General features: G+C 67.9%; 11 protein-coding genes and 2 pseudogenes. 5 read left to right on the top strand and 8 right to left on the bottom strand.

Annotation, left to right across the window (positions count from 1 at the left end; all coding sequences use genetic code 11):
• The 4 genes and pseudogenes from ACFWR9_RS40430 to ACFWR9_RS40415 all read right to left on the bottom strand — a co-directional run.
• A partial coding sequence (locus ACFWR9_RS40430) for a helicase-related protein (RefSeq protein WP_383852001.1) occupies positions 1-2,954 on the bottom strand: 2,954 nt, incomplete at its 3' end.
• Positions 2,951-4,468, bottom strand: a complete 1,518-nt coding sequence (locus tag ACFWR9_RS40425; RefSeq protein ID WP_383851998.1) for an NERD domain-containing protein — start codon at positions 4,466-4,468, stop codon at positions 2,951-2,953. The genes ACFWR9_RS40430 and ACFWR9_RS40425, both read right to left, overlap by 4 nt.
• Complete coding sequence (locus ACFWR9_RS40420) at positions 4,465-9,270, bottom strand: sacsin N-terminal ATP-binding-like domain-containing protein (RefSeq protein ID WP_383852004.1); 4,806 nt, start codon at positions 9,268-9,270, stop codon at positions 4,465-4,467. Before ACFWR9_RS40420 ends, ACFWR9_RS40425 begins: the two co-directional genes overlap by 4 nt.
• A 591-nt stretch (positions 9,271-9,861) precedes the next feature.
• Positions 9,862-10,276 (bottom strand): annotated as a pseudogene (locus ACFWR9_RS40415) (hypothetical protein); the annotation flags it as partial.
• Positions 10,277-10,613: 337 nt separating this feature from the next.
• Between ACFWR9_RS40415 and ACFWR9_RS40410 the strand changes: the two are divergent.
• Positions 10,614-10,964 (top strand): hypothetical protein, encoded by a 351-nt coding sequence (locus tag ACFWR9_RS40410; protein ID WP_383851995.1) that lies wholly within the window; start codon positions 10,614-10,616, stop codon positions 10,962-10,964.
• Positions 10,965-11,072: 108 nt separating this feature from the next.
• Here ACFWR9_RS40410 and ACFWR9_RS40405 read toward each other — a convergent pair whose 3' ends face one another.
• From ACFWR9_RS40405 to ACFWR9_RS40395, 3 genes are all read right to left on the bottom strand, one after another.
• Entirely contained in the window at positions 11,073-12,281 is a 1,209-nt protein-coding gene (locus ACFWR9_RS40405; RefSeq protein ID WP_383851992.1) for an MFS transporter, read from the bottom strand.
• Positions 12,282-12,347: 66 nt separating this feature from the next.
• Positions 12,348-12,758, bottom strand: coding sequence for a MerR family transcriptional regulator (locus ACFWR9_RS40400; RefSeq protein ID WP_383851989.1), 411 nt, complete (start codon positions 12,756-12,758; stop codon positions 12,348-12,350).
• A gap of 65 nt (positions 12,759-12,823) precedes the next feature.
• Entirely contained in the window at positions 12,824-13,816 is a 993-nt protein-coding gene (locus ACFWR9_RS40395) for a helix-turn-helix domain-containing protein (RefSeq protein ID WP_383851986.1), read from the bottom strand.
• Between the two features lie 70 nt (positions 13,817-13,886).
• On the opposite strand from ACFWR9_RS40395, the gene ACFWR9_RS40390 reads away from it, so the two are divergent.
• Positions 13,887-14,714, top strand: coding sequence for an alpha/beta fold hydrolase (locus tag ACFWR9_RS40390; RefSeq protein WP_383851983.1), 828 nt, complete (start codon positions 13,887-13,889; stop codon positions 14,712-14,714).
• Positions 14,715-14,939: 225 nt separating this feature from the next.
• Here the strand turns inward: ACFWR9_RS40390 and ACFWR9_RS40385 are convergent.
• Positions 14,940-15,856, bottom strand: a pseudogene (locus ACFWR9_RS40385) (PhzF family phenazine biosynthesis protein).
• 147 nt (positions 15,857-16,003) lie between these two features.
• Between ACFWR9_RS40385 and ACFWR9_RS40380 the strand changes: the two are divergent.
• The 3 genes from ACFWR9_RS40380 (at position 16,004) to ACFWR9_RS40370 (ending at position 19,650) form a co-directional block, all read left to right on the top strand.
• A complete protein-coding gene (locus tag ACFWR9_RS40380; protein ID WP_383851980.1) occupies positions 16,004-16,210 on the top strand; it encodes a hypothetical protein in 207 nt (68 codons plus the stop codon).
• Positions 16,211-16,660: 450 nt separating this feature from the next.
• A complete protein-coding gene (locus ACFWR9_RS40375; RefSeq protein ID WP_383851976.1) occupies positions 16,661-17,329 on the top strand; it encodes a hypothetical protein in 669 nt (222 codons plus the stop codon).
• A 191-nt stretch (positions 17,330-17,520) separates the two neighbouring features.
• Positions 17,521-19,650: a TIR domain-containing protein gene (locus tag ACFWR9_RS40370; protein ID WP_383851973.1), complete on the top strand. Its 2,130-nt coding sequence runs from the start codon at positions 17,521-17,523 to the stop codon at positions 19,648-19,650.
• Positions 19,651-19,873: the final 223 nt, after the last annotated feature.

Below are 19,873 nucleotides of genomic sequence, written 5' to 3'. Positions count from 1 at the left end.
CCCACCGCAGAGCGCGTCTCCTCCGCTTCGAGACCGTCGGCGCGCGTCACGTAACCGAGAAACCCGTCGACGAGTCGGTCGACCGCTTCGCGGATCTTGTCGTCCCCGAGGTCGAGCCGACCCGCGGCGTCGTTCGGGGCAAGCGCGCTGAACGACTGCCTCAACAGCGCCACGAGTGCGCCGGCGAGCGAACGGTTGCGCGAGGCCAACGACCACGGCGTGACACTCGTGGGCTCTACGCTCCGGTAAAGAGCCTCGTGATAACCGCGGAAGGTCTCGAAGTGCGATCGGTCGCGGGCCCTGCTCGACCGGAACAGCGTGACGACGACGCCTTGCGTGTCTCCACGCCCGACACGGCTGGTGGCCTGGATGTACTCGGCCGTGGTCTTCGGCTGCCCCACCATGAGCATCAGCGCGAGCCTCGGAATGTCGATGCCCACGGAGAGCATGTTCGACGAGAGGACCACGTCCACGGCGTCCGACGACTCGTCGACCCCGATCCGGAGCGCACGGAGGTCGTTCGGCAGCTCCTCCGCTCCGCGGCGACTCGTCAGTTCGAGGACCTTTCCGGCCCTGACGGGACGCAGCGGGAAACCGAGCCTTTCGGCACGAGGCTCCAGACGGCCGTTGACGTCGTCGACGACCAGCGTTCCGGTACGCCCGAGCTCGCGGAGGCTGTTGTGGTACATGACCAGCGTCCAGTACGCGTCCCGTGGCGCGGCGGACGGAGCGCGGGCGGCGAGTGCCTCCGGCATCTCCACCATGGGGGTGACGGCGGCGATGACGGCCGACGGCTGCGAGACCGACTGCGGCATCAAACCGACGTAGAGACGCCCTTCTCCGCTCTCGACGGGGCGGGAAAAGAACGTCCGGTCGTCGTCGAGCCCCGACGGCGGGTACAGGGCGACTTTTCGTCCGTAGAGCCCTCCCACCTGTTCCTCGGACGCGCGGATGGTGGCCGTCGAAGCCACGATCTTGGGGCTGACCCCCGACCGGCTCAGCAGGAGCTGGATCACCGCGTCGAAAACGGCGACGGTGGTCCCGAGCGGCCCCGAGAGCAGGTGCAACTCATCCTGAATGATCATGGACGGTTGCTTGAAAATGGTCCCGAGACCGAGCAGCCTCCCGGCTTCCGGCTTGAACTGCAGACGTGCGAACTTGTCGACGGTGGCCAGCAGGATCGTGGGCGGTTCCTCGTACAGCACCTCGTCGACGACCGCGAGCGGAAGCCCGTCGGTGAACTCGCACGACTCGTCGACGCAATGGAGTACGACGTCCGGTCCCACCAGACGCATGCCGTAGTCATGCGGCTTGTCGCTCCTGAGCTTCGGCACCATCGGCGTCAAACACCACGGGCAGCTCTCGACCTGGAACTCGTTCGCCTCTTCCGGACGCGCGGCCTTCTGAAGACGCTTGAGCGCGTCACGCGCCTCTCCACGCGTACCGGGGGTGACTTCGTTGCCGACCCACAGACCGATCGAGAAAGGCGCCATCCCCTTCGCCCGGCCGTCCGTGGCCCGCAACCTCTCCATCGCACAGACCAATGCCGCGGCCCGCTGGAATTGCTGAGCGGTCAGGAGCCGCAGGGTATAGCGGGTGATGACGGCGGTTCCCCCACCGGCCGTACCGCGGTCGAGCCGTCGGCGGAAGACCTCGATCGCGGCGAGACCCAGGTATGCCTCGGTCTTACCACCACCGGTCGGAAACCAGATGAGGTCGACGAGTCCCCGGTCCTCGTGCCTCTCGTCAACGGTGGAAGCCAGCGAGACTAGCAGGAAGCCGAGTTGGAACGGCCGCCACTCCGGTTCCCGCACCTGGTCCTCCGGCTCCCCACGGTTGATCGCCCCCTGCCGCATCTGAAGGCGCATGGCGGCCATGCCGAGTGAGAATGCCGTTCGGAGATGTTGCTGTTCCGGTGACCGGAGGAGGTCGACGCCCTTCTTCATCCTGCCGACCGTGTTCTCCGAACGTTCGGCGATACGGACGGCCACGGCTTTGTCGTCGCCGAACGCTTCCGCCCGTTCCATCTGCCGGGAAGCCCAGCCGGCGAACGCCTCGACGAAGGCGTCCAACGATTGCAGTACCGCTCCGGGGTCCTCGTCGATCTGCTGGAGGTGCCTCAGCTCCAAGGCCCCGGCTTCGGCCGTCCCCTCGTCGAAACCCGTGGTCTCGACGGCGGGCACCACGAACGCCGGGACGGGTTCGAGGAAGATCCGTGTGCAACGGCCAGCCGTGAACTCCCAGTCCGCGGCCATTCCGTGCCCGACCGCGTAGACCTTTCGGTTGCGGTACCGCAGACGCAGCTCGGCGGCTTCCGGATCGGCGTCGAACGAACGCGTCGTGTCGTACTCCAGGATCTCTGCACCAGCGGGCGGAGTGACGGCCAGACGGACCTGGAACAGCATCCCGGGGATGTCGAGACGGTCGTCACCCGTGGACTCGGTCAGAACCCGTACATGGACGGTGACCAACGAGTTTCCCCCGAAGACGCGCCAGCGCGATCCGACCTCGACCGAAACACCCCCCACGGACAGGCGCTCGATCTTCTTCTCCCGCCGGAGCTCGATGACGCCGGCGGAGAACGGAGTACGCCGCCATCCGGGTGGCCCGTCCCCGTCGACGACGGCGTACGTGCCGCACGAGAAGTCGACGTCGACGGAATCGCCGTCGGTGACGAAGGAGATCGCGACGGACGAGGGCCTCCAGTCCTCTGCCAGGGGGACCCCGGCGCCGCTCTCCTCCACCTCGCCGTCCGGGACGTCGGCGGAAACGTCTTCGTCCGTGTCTCCGCCGCCGTGAGTCCCTCGATTCCCGGCCTCGACCGGGAACAGCATGCCGACGGCGTACTGCCGGTGAGGCAGGTTCGTCGTGACCTCGTCATCGCCCGCCTCGGGCCCTACGTAGGACTCTCGAAGGTGTTCCAGGGCCTTCTTCTGAGCCACGGTGAGGTTCACTTGCAGACCTGCTTTCGAAGAAGAGCCTGGAGCCGCTTCTTGTCCTCTTTGGACGCGATCACGTGGAGCGTGACCCGCGCCCTCGTGACTGCCACGTAGAAGGCGGCCAGGCCCCGATCGTCGTACTCACGGGGCAGGCCGCAGACGATGACGTGCTCTGCTTCCAGCCCCTTGGCGAACCGCGGGTTCGTCACGAGGAACCCGGCCTCGCTTCTATAAGGCTCGGCGCCCTCGGAGACGTTGATGATCCAGATGTCTTGACGACGGGCGCCGTCCGCGACGAGGTCCCGGGCCACGGATTCCGCCGCGTCGACGTCGGCCGTCCCATCGGACCACCGCCATTCCACTCGGTCACCGTGGACGATGCCCGGGTCTCCGACGTCGGCGCCCAGGTATTCCTGCACGACGTGGACGATCGCCCGGGTGTTGCGGACGTTCCGGTCCAGGTCGTACTGGAGCGCCTCCTGCTGGACCAGCTCACAGACATCCGGGTCGAATTCGCCGTCGACGCGCGCCTGGTTGTTCGGATCCAGGAACATCCTCCACCGACCGCCCTCGCGACCTCCGCGGATCACGGAGTCCAGTGCGTCCATACCCTCGGCGTTCATAAGGTCCTGCGCCTCGTCGACGAAGACGACGTCGTACTGCTTGTCACCCGACAAGTCCGCGAACGGAAGAAGATCGATGTCTCTGCCCTCGATCCGCGGACCGAAGAAGTCGACGAGGGCGGGTGAGTGGAAGGTGATGAGAACCGACTTTCCCTCGCCCGCCTCCTGCTTCGCGCCTTCCACCAGCACCAGGGACTTTCCGGTGCCCGCACCGCCGAAGACGAGCATCCTCGGGTTTCGGGAGAGCGCGGCCAGGACCCGTGCCTGCCCCTCGGTCGCCCGGTTCTGCTCCTCCAGGACGGCGCCCCGCTGTGCATCGATAACGGGCATCCGCGTGAATTCGCCGAAGAGGCGCGCCCGCAGGGTTTCGGACCGAGCGATCCTGACTCCGAAGGGTGCGGTCCTGGCCTCACCGGCGACCTTCTCGAAGGCTTCCGTCATCGCCGCGATGGTCATCTGGTCCCTGGCCCACCAGTGGCTCCCCTTCCACTCGACCGCGGCCGGAGGCGCGTCGATGTCGGGGGTAAGAACGACGGCCTCGGTCGCGAACCAACCGACGCCTTCCTCCTGAAGAATGTCGCGCAACGCGTACATCGCCGACTGCGCCTGGTCCATCGGGGACTCGCGCAGCTTCTTCCAGTCACCGTGGCGGTCGATGGAGTACCAGACGCCGTCGTACTTCCTGACGCCCCCGCCCTTGACCTCGACGATGACGACGACACCGTCCCAGAGCACGACGAAGTCGGCTTCCCCCTGCTGCTTGACCGCATGACTCCGCAGCTTCACCGAGTGGAAGGCGACCGCCCCGTGGGGCCCGTCGATCGCCCGCAGTAGTCGCGCCACCCGCCGTTCGGCGTTGCTGGTGGTCGTCGTCTCGACGTCGGCGAGATCCGGTACCAGGATCATGCTCCCTGCTTTCGCCAGAGGTCTTCGTAGGCGCGGTATCCGAGGAAATCGTTGACCGCCCCGAAGTTGTCGGCGACGTCCACGATGAGGCACTCCGGTTTGCCGCCGTTCGCGGGGCCGCGCAGTCCGCGGCCGGCCATCTGGATGTACGCGCTGGGGCTGAACGTCGGCCTCGCGATGTACAGGGCCCGGACACCCGGTGCGTCGAAGCCCTGGATCAACAGATCGCAGTTGGCCAGGACCCGGATCTCCCCCTTCTTGAACTTCTCGATTACGTCACGGCGTGCCTGCCGTCCGGTCTGGCCGCTGACCGCCTCGGCCGCGACCTGCCGGTAACGAAGCGTGGCGGCGAGGACCTGGGCGGACAGGACGTTCGGAGTGAACACGAGGATCGGCCATTCCGGGTCCCGGCGAAGAATGTCCTCCACGAGGATCCGCATGCGGGCCTGGTCCCGCCCGATGCGGTCGAGAACCTTGGGCTCGAGTTTGCGCCACGACTGCACCTGCTCGAGTTCGTCCGGCTTCAGCGCGACGTCCACGCCCTTCAGCACCTCGTGTCGAACCCGCGCGAGGACGCCCCTCTTCGACAGCTCCTCGTAGGCGTTGCCTCCGAAGGCCCTCATGATGTGGTGGCCGAAGCGGGCCGCCAGCTCCTCCGTCGGCTTGGTGACGACGTCGCTCTTCCCCTTGAACGGGGTGGCCGAGACGCCCACCAGAGGCCGCTCCCAGCTACGGCCGTCGACTCCGAGCCACCTGAGGATCTTCGTGTACATCTTCGACCCGCCCGCCCGGTGCGCCTCGTCGATGAACACCGCGGACGCGCGACTGAGCCACTCGTACTCGGGGGTGTCGGCAACCCTGTCGAGCTTGGCGTCGGTGGCCACGACCACGCTGAACTCGGTGTCGGGCTCGTGGACCACGTTGGAGTTCCAGAGCCTGCCGATGGTCAACGGACGCTCGTCGCCGAGCCATCGCCAGACGGTCTCGAACGTCTGCACCGCCTGCTCGCAGAGCTCCTCCGACTGCGCGATCCAGATCACGGTTCCGCTCATGTCGCCGTCGACGAAGAGCCGCAGCACGGTTTCGGTGGCGACGCGAGTTTTTCCGGCTCCCGTCGGAAGTTCCACCATGCCCTTGCGTGCGCGCCCGTCCGCTTCCCGGGACGTCAGAACCTCCTTCAGCTCCCGGCTGATCTCCTTCTGGAAATCGTGCAGAGGGTTGAGCCTCACGGCACCGGGCACGACGAACTCCTCGTCCTGGTGCCGACCACGGCGTCCGGCATACTGCGTGCCGAATCCCATCTTCCGGAGCCAGGCGACGGTCGACGCTCCCCCCGCCCACGCCGTGGGAACGTCCGTGTACCCCTCGACGCTGAATTGATCTTTGAGGAATCTGATCGAGTCGCTGCCGTAGACCGTCAGGAAGAGCTCCGCAACGGACGTGGAGTCGTCCACCAGGCCCTGCCCTTCGAGTGCCTGCCAGAGCCCCTTCGGCAGGCACTCCTTCAGCGTGTCGTCGCCGAAGAAGATCTCCAGGCGCTCCGCATCACCGGTTGCGGCCCGGGCGGCTTGCCGCTGTTCCTCCAGACGTTGGTCTGCACGTGCTCGGAGGATGTCGCTCAGCTCGGCGTTCGACAGACGCAGGTCGAACGCGCCGTTGACGATCTGCAGAAGGCGCTCTTCGTCGAGGTCGGCATGGACCACAAGAGTCAGCCCCTCGAGATGCCACTCGAGCGTCTGGTCCTCGACGCCGTCCTCGGTGGTCACGCGCTTCGTGATTTGGACGGCCTTCGCCACGGTCGCGTTCACGACCTTGTCCTCGACGAACGTCGAACGCAGCCCGGCGTACAAGTCGATGACGCGCTCCTCGCCCTGCCGGCCGTCGACCAGCAGCGAGAAGGAGAAGCTGTCCTCGAACCGACGACATCCGACCTCCTCGACGAGCAGCTCCGCTTCGTCGGGGTCCGCCTTGAGGTACGGCTTCTGCCTCATGCTGAGGAACGCGCGTTCTTCTTCGGTCGTCGCCAAGTACACCGCGTCGGGTCGCCTCGCCTCGATGACGCGTCCAACCCTGGCGGGGATGAGTGCGGGACGCCCGTCCGGGAATGCGGTCCTGCCGGCAGTGAGGACGAACCCCGTCAGGGCCCCGTTCTTGATCGGCTTGAGGACCTCCGATCGGAGCGCTTCGCGCATGACTTCCGCCGGAACCTCGTCCAGCCCCTTCGGCAGTGCCAGGGCGTCTTCGACATGGCGCGGTCCGCGGAAGAGAGGCAGCAGGGCCTCGTACTCGACGAGCGACGCGGAGACGACGTGACCGGGAGCCCGGTAACCGCGGCTCGACTTCAGCAGGCCAGCCTGGTCCACCGCCCATCGCACGGGGGAAGCGACTCGGTGAGTGAGCCCCGTGTCGACGTCCGTGCAGAGCCAGTGACCCGTCTCGTCGAGCCTGAGCAGCCTCTCCGTCCAGTGTTCGCGGATGCCCTCAGGCGCCTCCGCCTCCTTCAGCATGAGGAGCGCCGAGAACGGGCCCGGGCCGTCGCCCTTGTCGAACTCGACCTCTTCGACGTAGCGCTCCCCGGGCCCCAACCTCCGGTTCAGCTCATCCAGGACGTACTGGCAGTAGTCGTCGAAATGGACCTCCTCTTCGACCGAGTACGAAGCCACAGGTTCTGTGATGACGCCTGCTGCATGGGCGATCTGGGGAACGCACTTCGTCCTGTCCAACACTCGGTCGGCAATGCCGTCACCGAGGCCGTCGATGTCCAGTACGTACTCGGGCGACGCCCAGCCACCGTCGCGTGTCGGAACCTTGAGGGCACCTGCCTTGTTGCCCGCCACGACCTTCTGCGCCTGCGCTATGGGCACGTCGACGGCCGCGTCCCAGAACTTCGGAAGTTCGTCGTCCTCCGACTCCGGCGACAGCTTGGCCATCCTGGCCTCGAACTTCGCGAGCGGGTCCAGGTCCCGGAAGCCCCTGTCACCGAGCTTCTTCTCGACGCCGGGAACGGCTAGAAAATCCGGATCGACGAAGCACGATCCTTCGACCTCGATGCCCTCCACGCGATGGAGGAAGACCTGACCGCGATCCTTGACGGACTTCATGCCGTCGGTCGTGGGTATGACCTTCGCGGAGCCGATGCCGTCGACTCTGGGATTCCGCAGCACGAAGTCGAGCGCTCTCGCGGCAGAGGCCGCGTCGGCCCCCTCCGCCCACTCGCGCAGCCACGACAGGACGCCTCTCTTGGGTACTTTCTCCAGCGCCTTCGCCTCATCCCTCGGCCGCGAGTCGACGAAGGCGGAGGAGACACTGCACACGTAAAGCGTCCGCAGACGCGTCATACGCTGATTGTTGGCGTAGCAACGCCAGTGCGGCACATCGCCACTGGTGTGGGGCGACTTGATCCACTCTTCGTGGTCGCGCTCGGACGCCTCGCTGACGCGGAAGTCGAGAGGACGGAGCTCCGGCGGCGTGCGCAGTCCACCTGCAGCATCGGGGATCAGAGCCCTCTCGCATCCGAGCTGCGGGATATGAACGCAGAGGATCTCATCGCCGAACGAGTGGGTCTCGCGACCACGTGCAGGCATGTAGTCCAAGTGCGCTGCAGGATCGTCGAAGGACGAGACCTTCGGCAACATGTCGAGGAACATCCCGGAGAGAGTCACGAGGATCTCCCGGTTGTACGTGTTCGCGAGCAGCGTGGTGCGATCGTCGTTCACGCTCCAAGGGGCGTTGAAGAGGGCGGATGCCGACGTCCTGTCCTGAAGCGGGAAATACGACCAGAACCCGCCCGTCTTCAGTTGGGCGAACCGTGCCGGCATGGCGACCGTGACCTTCATCCGGTCACGCGACACCGCTTCACCGACCTCGGTCCGAGCCTCGGGGCTGGGTGCGTGCATCCGATTCTCGACGTACCACTCCTCGTGGTCACCGTCGGGACGCTCGATGCGGAACCTACCGTCACCGAGGTCACGCGACACGTGGCTCGTCACGAAGTCGGCGTCGGCGCCGACGACCCGGAGCCGGACCTCGCGCACCGAGTTGACGAAGAGGAGGAACTCGGAGCGGAACTCCTCGATCTCCCTCCGGAGGTTCTCCAACCTCGACGCGCGCGGCAGTCTGACGATCGTCACCGCCCACTCCGCCAGCTCGGCCAGGATCGGGTCCTCGGCGAACTCGACGTCGGCATCGATCCGCGTCAGGGTCCTTAGGACCGGCAGCCTCTTGGATGCGGGGGCGATCACCGCGAGGGCCGCCTTCGCCTTGGGAGAGCTGAACTCGAAGGCGATCGACCGGCTGAAAACCTGCGGAGCGTCGGTGACCGCGAGCACCGACTTGAACCCGAGTCCGAACCGCCCGATCTCATCGCCTCTCTTACCGCTGAGGTGCGCGTGCGCGAGCGTGGTCAGGCCGCTACGCGAAAACGGACGCCCGGCGTTCGCGCAGTACAAGGTCTGGCGATCGAGGTCGAGGACGATCTCGACCCGCCCGGCCCCCTCCTCGTGCTCGGCGGCTCCCGACATCGCGTCGGCCGCGTTCTGCACCAGCTCCAGTAGCGTGCGGTTCGAGTAACCGCCGACTCGGATGGACTCCTCCTGGTTGGCATGCTCCGCGATCAGGTGCGAGTTCGCACGATACGAGTTGGTCGCCCGCTCGAAGAGGTCGTCGACCTCGCGAACCAGACGCTCGTCGGGAATCCAACCGGCTCGATTCGTCGCCACGCCTACACCGCCCCCGCTACTGCCACAGCAACGCACCACTGCCAAAGCCGCACTTGCATGGCTCCTGAAAACGTCGATCACCATGTTCACCGACGATGTGTCGCACACCACACCGCCGACCTGCCACGGACTGTAGACGCATCCACTGACAGACCGACCGGTTATTACCAGATCGGTCGTCGAAGCAGGAGGATAGAAACCTACGCCAAACCTTCACAAGTTGTAAGGCGCAGGTACGTCACGGGTCGGTGTCGACGGGTCACTCAGCGAGAGCCGAGACGACACCGGCTCGGTGGCACAGGAGGATGGGCCAAGTGAACGGGAACGTCACACGGTTGCCGGCGTGAAGGTCCTCGCCCGAGCTGGTAGGAAACGCCGTGGGAGCCGTTTGGGAGCCGACCCACTCCCCAACCCCGTTCCATACGGCGTGAGACCAAGCGAGACCAGCCACCTGACCAGGGAAAACAGGATTCATGCCGGCAGGGGTGGTAGCCGAACCTCATTCGGGACGAAGAGGTCGTGGGTTCAAATCCCGCCACCCCGACAGCTGAAACAGCAGGTCAGGCCCGGTACTGAGAGATCAGTACCGGGCCTGACCTGCGTTGGGGGGCCAATTCGGGGGCCGACTTCGTGATGCGGCTCCCAGGGAGCTACTACTGGAGGGCAGCAGGTGTCGCGGTAGCTGTCGTCCTTGGGCGGGCAGCGGACCAGCTCGCCGGTGTCGAGTTCGTACAGCTGCCACTCGACACGAAAGGAGGCCGGGTGGGGCAAACTCTGTCTCCGGGCCGACGATTTCACCTCAGCACTTACTCGTCGTCGCGGCCGGAGAGCAGAGCGGCCCGCTCGGCCGTGAGGAGGCTCGTCGATCGTGTCCTCGAAGATCAGGTGGAGCGTGGAGCGCCAGGTCTTGACGCTGGATGCCGCGTACGCGGCTCGCTCCTTCTTCTAAGGGCGAGGCCGTACGCGGCCCAGGACCTGGCCGCCTCGACGATGCAGAACTAGAGCGCCACATCGAGGAGCAAAGGTGCTTGCCGGGCGCAATCTTGTAGCGGCCACGCCAGTAGTTTCCGCGCTTCTCGCCGAAACCCATGTATCCCTCCCCTGCTTCGTCGTCGTGCCAGGCCGCGGTCCCGAACTGGCTCTGGCACGCTCGGCGTGGTGGCCGGGCGGCAGGAGCTGCTTTCGCTGCTCGTTGCTGCGGGAGGGCAGGGCGAGCCTCGTTCACGCGGATGATCTCGGCGAGGTGCTCGTCGGTGAAGCGGTACGCGCGGCCGGTCGGCGCAAGGAGTGAGTCCTCTACAGGTCGTGGTGGGCGTGGGCGCGGCAACGCCGACTCGCCGGTCAATCATTAGGGATGTGGGTGAGCTGCCCGGCCTGGGGGTTTGCGGGTCCAGGACGGGAGGGGTGCCGGTGGCTATACCTCGTCGGTGGGGTGGCCCTCGCGGTCACCAGGCGGAGGGCCATGCATCTTCACACCACTCACCGCACTCCTCGACGCCCATGCCGACCTCACCTCACGCAGGGAGTTCCGCGGCCACGTCACCGCCGGCGTCGTCCCGGCCAGCCACCGGCCCATCCATATCGACGCCCACTCCATCCCCGCCAACCCGGCCAAGGAGGAACCGGAGCGCCAGCACTTCGACTTCCGCCTCCTCTTCCGCACGTCCGCGGAAGTCGTCGAGTTGCAGGCCGAAGAGGTCACCGCTGCTGCGTGGCGTGATGTGGACACCATCGCCGATGAGACTCTGCGGAACCGAGTACCGCACACCTTGCGCTGACGCAGTGGCCCAGCGCCGTAGGTCACGAACCCGCTGTATGTCGGCGGTCGTCTGCATGCACACCAGGCATGACAGACCTCGGCGCTGCCCACGCCTGAAAGGCCGGCCTCATGCACTCGCCGAGGTCGAATCGACAGTCTGCGTCGCCGCACGCTGTGCGCGGGGTGCGGCGGGTGCCAAGAGGAAGGCGAGCGTCATCAATACGGCAGCGACCACTGGAACATAGGCAACGCCCAGCGTGCCGACTGCCGCACCACCCACGGCGGCGGCGACGCCCGTACCCAGGTACAGGCCGGAGATATTCAGGGACAGGGCGGTCATCCCGGCGGCAGGACCGGCGGCGGCCAGGACGCTGCCCTGTACTGGTGGGGTGAGGGCCCAGGCGAAGACGGCCCAGCAGGCGATGACGGCGGTCAGCACGTACCGGTTGCCGATGCCGCTGGAGACGAGGCCGGCTGCCAGGGCGAGTGTGATCGCATGCCCGGCGAGGACACGGCGCAGGCTTCGCTGCGGACCCCAGGAATCCGCCGCCCGCCCCGACAGCAGTGCCCCCACGAGGCCGGCAGCGCCGACCAGGAACAGCACGAAAGACAGCAGGCCGTACGAACCCCCCGCGACCTTGGCCGTGTATGGACCGAGGTAGGTGTAGAACATCAGCCCACCGCTCGCGGCGAGGAACGTCACCGTCACCAGACGCACCACAGCGCGATCCCGCAGCAGCGCAAGGCGCTCCCGCAGTGGTACAGGGGCGCCGCCGGGCACGGCCGGGGCCGTGCCCAGCAGACCCAACGCCGCGACCGCCGCGACCGCCGCGATCAGCCAGAAGGTCGCGCGCCAGCCGAAGGCCCCGCCCAGCCACGAGCCCAGCGGTACGCCGCTGAACAGCGCGGCGGTCATCCCGGCCGTCACCACACCCAGGTACCGACCCTGCTCACCCTCGGGTGCCCCGGCCGCCGCCGTGGCGAAGGCCGCGGAGGCCACCACCGCCGCGCACAGAGCAGCCGCCACACGGGCGCCCATCAGGAACCAATATCCGGGCGCGAGGGCTGCGGCCACGTTGGCCAGGACGAACAGCAGGAGCCCGACGAGCAGCACCCTCCGCTTCGGGAATCGTTCGCAGATCACGGACAGTGTGGGTGCGCCGACCGCGTAGACCACGGCGAACACCGTCACCAACTGCCCGGCGGCGGCGACGCTCACCTCCAGGTCATCCGCGACAGCGGGCAGCACGCCTGCGATGACGAACTCGTCGGTGGCCGTGGCCAGCAGCGTCAGGAACAGGATGTACAGCCAGCCCGGCAGGGCAGCTCTTCTCATCGGTCTACTACCTCCGTGGAACGCGATGCGTCCGTCGCACGCTAGGTAGTGACACCGGTGTCAGGGTCAAGCGCCGGAACGCAGCCGCTCCGCGAAGCCGTCTGTATCCGCCGCGTCAGCGCGCAGGCGGGCGATGCGTTCCACGAGTTCGGCCCGGTGCCGCTCCAACTCCGCCGCCTTGGCCTCCACAGCGGAAAGCCGCTGCTCGTACATGGCGAGCGCGTCGTCCGGGCCGCTTTCACACGCCAGGAACTCCTCGGTCTTCATGTCCAGACAGGGCGCCACCACCCGGATGTCTTGCGCCGTGAGGCCCGCCCCCAGCAACTCCCGGACATTCAGAACCCGGTGCACCGCCCGCTCGTCGTACTCCCGCCACCCTTTGCTGGTCCGTGCCGCCTCCAGCAGCCCCTGCTGCTCGTAGTAGCGAATCGAGCGGCGACTCGCACCAGTGACCTCGGACAGCTCGCCGATCTGCATGACCCCTCCTCGCGAATCAGCGCCCACGGTACGCCGCTGTCGCAGCCTGCAGTCTCTCGGTCGGATCACCACCGGGAGCCCACGCGGCTCGACCGAAGGTCAGCCGCCCGAGTCTGACTGAAGGTGCGCCGATAAGCGCCGGGTGTGGTGCCCAGATGCGTCCGGAAGCGGCGGCGCAGGTTGACTGCCGACGTGAGTCCGACACGGGTGGCGATGGCTTCGACCGGCAAGTCGGTCTGCTCCAGCAATACCCGGGCTGCGACGAGGCGTTGGCGCAACAGCCACTGCCCCGGGCTGACGCCGAGTTGTTCGGTGAAGCGCCTGGCGAGGGTCCGAGTGGACAGCCCGGCTCGTTCGGCGAGCCGGTCCAGGGTCAGCGGGGAGTCGAGGTGGGACGTGCCCCACTCCAGCAGTGGCGCCAGTGACTCGTCCGTCCTCGCCGGGGCCGGCTGTGCGGCGTACTGGAGTTGGCTGCCCTCCCGGTGTGGGGGCAGGACCATGTTCCGGGCGATCTGCGCGGCGTAGGCGGCTCCGTGGTCGGAGCGCACCAGGTGCAGGCAGAGGTCGATGCCAGCGCCGGTTCCGGCGCTGGTGGCCACGTCGCCGTGGTCCACGTAGAGCACGTCAGGGTCCACCTCGATCTGGGGGAAGGTGGCGGCGAGCCGGTCCGCATGGCGCCAGTGGGTGCTGGCACGGCGGCCGTCGAGCAGTCCGGCATGGGCGAGGACGAACGCCCCCGTGCAGATGGCGACGATTCTGGCCTCGCGCCGGTGGGCGGCCCGCAGCGCCGCGATGACGGTCGGCGGTACCGGCGCACTGGGTGGCTGCCAGCCAGGGACGATCACGGTGTCCGCCTCCTCCAGGGCCGACAGGCCCGCGTCGACGAGCATCGGGTAACCGATGGTGGTCCGCAGCGGTCCGGGGCGTTCGGCACAGATCTGGAAGCTGTAGCGGGCAGGCGCATCCGGCAGGACGGTGCCGAAGACCTCGGCAGCGCAGCCGAGTTCGAAAGGCGACTGCGGCGGACTGAGCAGGGCCACCACCCGGTGAAGACTCATGGCAGGAATGTACCCCAGGGTGTCTTTTCAGACTCTCGGCAGGGAGATCGGCTCCGGTCACAGTGGTCCCATGAGTGAAACCACCGAAACGACAGTGGTCAGGGGCGCAGTCCAGGTCGACGGCGAAACGGCCAGCTACCTGACCGCCGGGCGGCAGGACGGCCGGCCCGTGCTGCTGCTGCACGGAACGTACTGGAGCCGGGTCTGGCTCCCGGTGCTGGACCACCTCGCCGAGGCGGGGCTGCGGCCGATCGCGGTCGATCTCCCCGGCCTGGGGCGCTCAGGAGGCGAGCTCACCCCGGAAACGGCCACGGTCCCGGCCCTCGCGGACTGGGTGACGCGCTTCGCGTCCGCGCTGGAGCTCTCCGGACCGATCGCCGTGGCGGCCCATGACATCGGCGGCGCCATCGCCCAGCACCTCCTCGCCCACGACTGCTTCGAGGTGTCCCGCCTTGCCTTGGTCAACTCGGTCCTTTACGACTCCTGGCCGGCGCCCCATGTGGCCGGCTTCCGGGGCGCGGATACGGCCGAGGGCGTGCTCGACAACCGCCGCCAGGCGGTGGCAAGAGTGCTGGCCGGTGTCGCCACCGAACCGCTGATCGCGGACTATGTGGACCCGTGGACCGATGCGCGGGTTCGCCGCTCCTGGATGGCCCTGGCGGGTGCGGCCGACAACCGCTACACCCTTGAGCTCGTCCCCGCGCTGCGGCGGTCCACCACGCCCAAGTTGCTCATCTGGGGCGAGGACGACCTCCACGAGACGGTGGAGTTCGCCGAGCGGTTCGCCTCGGAGATCCCGAACACCACACTCATCCGAATCCCCCATGCGGATCACATCCCCACCGAGAACGCGCCCGGCCGGATCGGCCGCGCGCTCGGCGACTTCTTCACGGTGTAGAGGCATTACGGCCCGTCCGGCTTTGAGGCCGATGGGCCAGAAACTGCCACCGCCGAACTGGCGTCAATCGCCCGGCCTCCTCCGACCACGAAGCGCCCCGGTTCGAGCCGACGCAAGAACGCTGGGAGCCATTGGGGAGCCGACTTGGGTTCACATCCCGCCACCCCGACAGCTGAAACAGCAGGTCAGGCCCGGTACTGAGAGATCAGTGCCGGGCCTGATCTGTTACTGGGGGCATTCTGGGAGGTCTGGCCGGATGGCGAGGGCGGCTCCGGTGACATGTACCCGCTGATCGCCGGCGCGCAGGGTGACCTCCAGGAGTGACGGGCGGCCCATGTCGTGGCCCTGGTGGAGGGTGAGCCGCGCGTCCGCCGGGGCGAGGGCCAAGTCGCGGGCGTAGGCGCCGAAGGCCGCGGCTGCGGCGCCGGTCGCGGCGTCCTCCACCACGCCGCCGACGGGGAAGGGGTCGCGTACGTGGAAGACGGTCGCTGTTTCGCGCCACACCAGCTGCACGGTGGTCAGGTCGAGCCGCTGCATCAGGCGCAGCAGCCGGTCGAAGTCGTAGTCCAGATCGGCAAGTCGCTCGCGGGTGTCCGCGGCCAGTATCAGGTGGCGTACGCCTGCGAAGGCGATCTTCGGAGGCAGGCGGGCGTCGAGTTCGCCGGCCTGCCAGCCGAGCGCGGCCAGCGCTTCTGCCACATCGGCCGAGGCCACGTCGTGCACGCGGGGTGTGACGCTGGTGAGGGTGGCCTTCAGTACGCCGTACTCTTCCCGGACGGTGACGGGCACGTGGCCCGCGGCGGTGTGGAAGTCGAAGTCGCCCGCACCGAGGCGCTCGCCGAGTGCCACCGCAGTGGCGACGGTGGCGTGGCCGCAGAAGCCGACTTCCGCCCTGGGACTGAAGAACCGCAGGGTGAAGGACCGCTCGACGTGCGGGTCGGGTCCGGCGGTGACGAAGGCGGACTCCGAGTAGCCGAGACCGGCGGCGATCGCCACCATCTCGTCGTCGCCGAGGCCGGAGGCGTCGAGGACGACTCCTGCTCCGTTGCCGCCCGTCGGGCTGGTGTGAAGGCGGTGTAGTGGAGCACCTCCGAGGTCAGGTGCCGGGCCTGTCCCGTTGTCGTGGTCGTCGCGTCCGGCATGGTGAAGGGTCCTCTCGTACGGGGTTGTCTGCGGGTTGCTTGCGCGGTGGCCGATGGGACGGCCGGAGGGGTCAAGTCGGGCCAGTTTTCCTTGACAGCAGAGAAGTTGACGCGATATGGCGTGAACTCGGTGTCGATACCGACCGGTTGCCGCCGCGGCGCCCCGCGGTGCGCTACTGCGTGGACTGGAGCGAGCACCGCCACCACCTTGCCGGCGGTCTTGGCGCGGCACTGGCGGCCCGGCTGTTCGACCTGGACTGGGTGCGCTGGGGTGCGTCGCCGCGCGTGGTCCATGTAACCGACGAGGGAAAGACGGGACTGGAGCGTTCACTCGGTCTGGCCTTCGAGCGGTAGCGGGATACCGGTTGGGCGCGGCCTGCACACTTGGCCGCAACGGACCTCGCCGCTCTCACCCAGTCCCCGCGAAGATCACGGATTTGGCTGATCGGCGTACGCTGGGCGATGTTCGCCGACCTGCCCGGTACCGCGGCGATGGCCGCCCTGCCGGTGCGAACTGGCCGACCTGTGCACGGTCGCCCCGCACGGCTCGGCGGACGTTCGTGATCAGCCTCTTCGACCGAGACCGACGCGCCCACCTCTAGAGTGGCATGACCACGTTCGGCGGAGCAGAGCCCAACGAGCCCCGGCGAGCAGGAGGTGGCCGCCGTGTCGGACGCGAAGGCCGCCGGACAAGACGGAGCGTCAGCGCAGCAAGGGGGGCCGGTGGCCAGGCGGAGTGGGCGTGAGGGCAACGGCGCGGTTCGCATGGCTTTGCGCGCGGTGTTGGCCGGCGTCACGGGGAGCGTGATCGGTATTGCCGCGTACTCGATCAGCCAGACCGGCGGGCAGCGGCTGTCGGTCATCGTGGGGTGCCTCATCGGCGTCGCCGTAGCCCTCGGTCTGGAGCTGTACCGCAGGTCCGCTCAGCTGACCGAGGTCCGCCTGGTCCTGCTGGGTAACGAGATGTCGTTCACCACCAGGACGGACATGCGGCAGGCCGCTCAACGGATGTTCTTCCAAGCCGCCACCCGGGTCGCCACACGTCCGCTGGAGGACGGCAGCGGGAACCTGCGCGAGGCCCTGACCTCCCTCAAGACGCTGTTCGACCTCTATCGCGAGCCGCTGGAGGGACACACGACCCCTCCTCCCCCTGCCAAGGGGGACTCGGTGTACGAACTGGCCCTGGACATCCTCAACTTCGAGCTCGCTCCGTTCCTGGCCAGGTGGCACCCCGGCCTGAAGGACTTCGAAGACCGCCACCCCGACCAGGACGAGTCCGAGTGGCCGCAGAACGCCGCGTTCCGCGCGGAGCTCCGCCGACTGCAGGAACGGCTGAGGCCGTACGTGATCGGGCTCGGGGAGATCGCCGGCATCCGTGATCCGGAACGGCATCTGCGTCCTTCGGCGCGCTCCGTGCTGTCCCGGCCCACGGTGCCGCAGCAGGACGGGGCGAGAGGTGGGCAGCGGGAATGACGCCACCCCCAGCGACATCGTGCAGCGGACCCGGTGTCGCATGATGGCAAGGTGACGATCTTCATCGTGCCGGCACTTCGTGGGCCGGCCTCGGACGACCAAGCAAATTGCGCACCCCCCCCCCATCGATTTTTCGGCCGTCGAGAGGGAGGGGACAGCCCATCGGCTGAGGTCCCCACGAGGAGGCGGAGATGATCACGCCCGACGCCTCCGGACCGGAGTGGGACGTCTTCATCAGTTACAGCCGGTCCGACGCCGGCAAGGTCGGCGCGCTGGTGCCCGCGCTCCAGGCACGCGGCCTGCGCGTCTTCGTCGACGACACCGCCGTGGACGACTTCGCGTCCATCACGGCGACCATCACGGAGGCGCTGGCTCATTCACGGATCCTGCTCGCCCTGTACTCGGCGGACTATCCCCAACGGCGAGCGTGTCAGTGGGAGCTGACCTACGCGTATCTGACGGGACAGCGCGAAGGCGATCCTCGCCGGCGGACCCTGGTACTCAATCCCGAGCCCGCTTCCGACCACGTACACCCGGTCGAACTGCGAGACGCCCGACACTGGCCCTGGCCCACCTCCCCGGCGGGACTCGACCGCCTCGCCGCACGCGTGGCGGACCACGTGGGCACCGTCGCCACCTTCATGGGAGGCGCGGCGGACGCACCCTTCGTCCCGTGGCTGCCCGCGCCGGCCCGCACGGGCTCGTTCCGCTTCACCGGCCGCCTGGCCGAGCAGTGGCGCATCCACACAGCCCTTCATCGTCACCGTGCTCCGCTGGTCGCCCAGACCGGCGGAGGACGCGGCGCGCAGTTGCGCGGCATGCCCGGCCTTGGCAAGTCACTGCTCGCCCAGGAATACGCCCTGCACTTCGGTTCGGCCTTTCCCGGCGGGGTCTTCTGGTTCGATCTGCACCCGTACGAAGGGGAGCCCTCGGAGGCGATGGAGTCCTACGCGCAACAGGTCTCCACTGTGCTGGCGGCTCTCCGGGTGACTGCCTCGACGTCCTCCCTGCCCGGACTGCTCAGCCACCTCGCGGTCACGCTGGGCGAGCGCAACCTGCCCTGCCTGTGGGTGGTCGACGGCGTCCCCGACGGGCTGACCGCCGACCAGCTCAATCTCCTGCGCGGCCCGCACCTGCTCACGGCCACCTTGATCACGACACGGTCCCTCCGGTACACGGCTTTCGCCGAGTGCGTCGACATGGCCCCGTTGTCGGATGCCGACGGCTACCGCCTCCTCACCTCCCGCCGCATGCCCCACGACGAGCTGGAACACGCTGCCGCTCTCGCGCTCGTCCGTGATGTCGGTGGGCATCCAGAGGCGCTGGATCTGCTCGCCGACCTCACGGCCACCAGTGACTTCATCGACGTACGCAATCGGCTGCACGCCCGCGGCCCGGACGTGCTGGCCACCCGCCGACCGGTGTCCGGTACGGGGTCGCCGGCCCGCCGCCCCCTCGCGACGGCCCTGCTGCCGAGGCCGCTCTCCGGTGCGGGCCCAGCGGATGACGTCTTGCGGCTGCTTGCTCTCGCCTGCCCGGCAGCGCTGTCCCAGACGGCCCTGGAAAACGTACTGTCCTCCATCGGCCCCTACGACCCGTGGGACGTGGCAGCTCTCGTCGCAGAGGCCGTGGAAGCTCTACGTGGCTCCGGCGCGCTGCGCCACGAACCACTCCGCGAGCGGTCCTGGACCATCCATCCGCTGCTCGCCCGAGCCGTACACCGCCATGACTCGAACGTGGCCCGCCAGGAAGACCTCCGACGCGTTCTCCTGCATACGCTCGTTCCGGCGAACTCCGCCCGGGCCCCGGTTCCGGACCGGCCTGCGGCGACGAGTCCTCCCGGAGCTCAGCTCTCGCCCAGGGCCCCCGTCGGAACCCGCCCCAGCCCGCTGGAACGAGCTGCGGCCTTCGACCTCCAGGTCGAACTGGTCACCCGAGTCGGTGTCCAGCCGCTTCCCCGGGACCACGGCTCGCTGCGGGAAGCGCTGACGTCCCTGCACTCACTGTTCGCCACGACACGCGACCTGCTCCACCGCGTCGCGACCGAAACCGCCACCCCTCTGACGCTTCCCGCCATCGCCGCGCGGCTGACCAACACCCATCTGCGTCCCTTCCTCACGACTTGGCACCCGGCGCTCCAGGAACACGAGGCCATTCGGCCGCCGGACGTCAGCCCCTTCGAGCATGAAAGGCGCTGGAAGCGCTCTGCCGACATGCGTGCGGACCTGGCCGAGCTACGAGGGCCGCTCACCTCCGTCGCCGAAGAACTCGCGGCCCTGTGCGGCGTCGACCTCCTGGCTCCTTCTCCACCACGTGAGTGAAGTGCGAATCCAGCCAGGGTCTTCAACTGTTGCGGCTTTCGCTTAAACAGGCCGAGTATCGCTAATTATCAGATGTGTGGTTGATCGGCAGGGTTTCGGGCCAGGTTTCCTCCGATTGAATGCGTTTCCTGCTGATTCTGGCGGGCTGGTGGTGCGGGGTCCGTAGGTTGTCGGGCATGGAGCTTCTTCGGTTGTCGGTGGCCGCGCGTCGGGTGGGTGTGCA

Source organism: Streptomyces sp. NPDC058534 (assembly GCF_042717365.1).
In the GTDB taxonomy this organism is placed as follows: Bacteria; Actinomycetota; Actinomycetes; order Streptomycetales; family Streptomycetaceae; genus Streptomyces.
This window is presented reverse-complemented; position numbering and strand designations above follow the sequence as displayed.

Bases quoted from the DNA above. Each gene is read 5' to 3' on its own strand.
- ACFWR9_RS40390 (WP_383851983.1), top strand. From the start codon at position 13,887: ATGAGTGAAACCACCGAAACGACAGTGGTCAGGGGCGCAGTCCAGGTC.
- ACFWR9_RS40420 (WP_383852004.1), bottom strand. From the start codon at position 9,270: ATGGTGATCGACGTTTTCAGGAGCCATGCAAGTGCGGCTTTGGCAGTG.
- ACFWR9_RS40395 (WP_383851986.1), bottom strand. From the start codon at position 13,816: ATGAGTCTTCACCGGGTGGTGGCCCTGCTCAGTCCGCCGCAGTCGCCT.
- ACFWR9_RS40425 (WP_383851998.1), bottom strand. From the start codon at position 4,468: ATGATCCTGGTACCGGATCTCGCCGACGTCGAGACGACGACCACCAGC.
- ACFWR9_RS40400 (WP_383851989.1), bottom strand. From the start codon at position 12,758: ATGCAGATCGGCGAGCTGTCCGAGGTCACTGGTGCGAGTCGCCGCTCG.
- ACFWR9_RS40370 (WP_383851973.1), top strand. From the start codon at position 17,521: ATGATCACGCCCGACGCCTCCGGACCGGAGTGGGACGTCTTCATCAGT.
- ACFWR9_RS40405 (WP_383851992.1), bottom strand. From the start codon at position 12,281: ATGAGAAGAGCTGCCCTGCCGGGCTGGCTGTACATCCTGTTCCTGACG.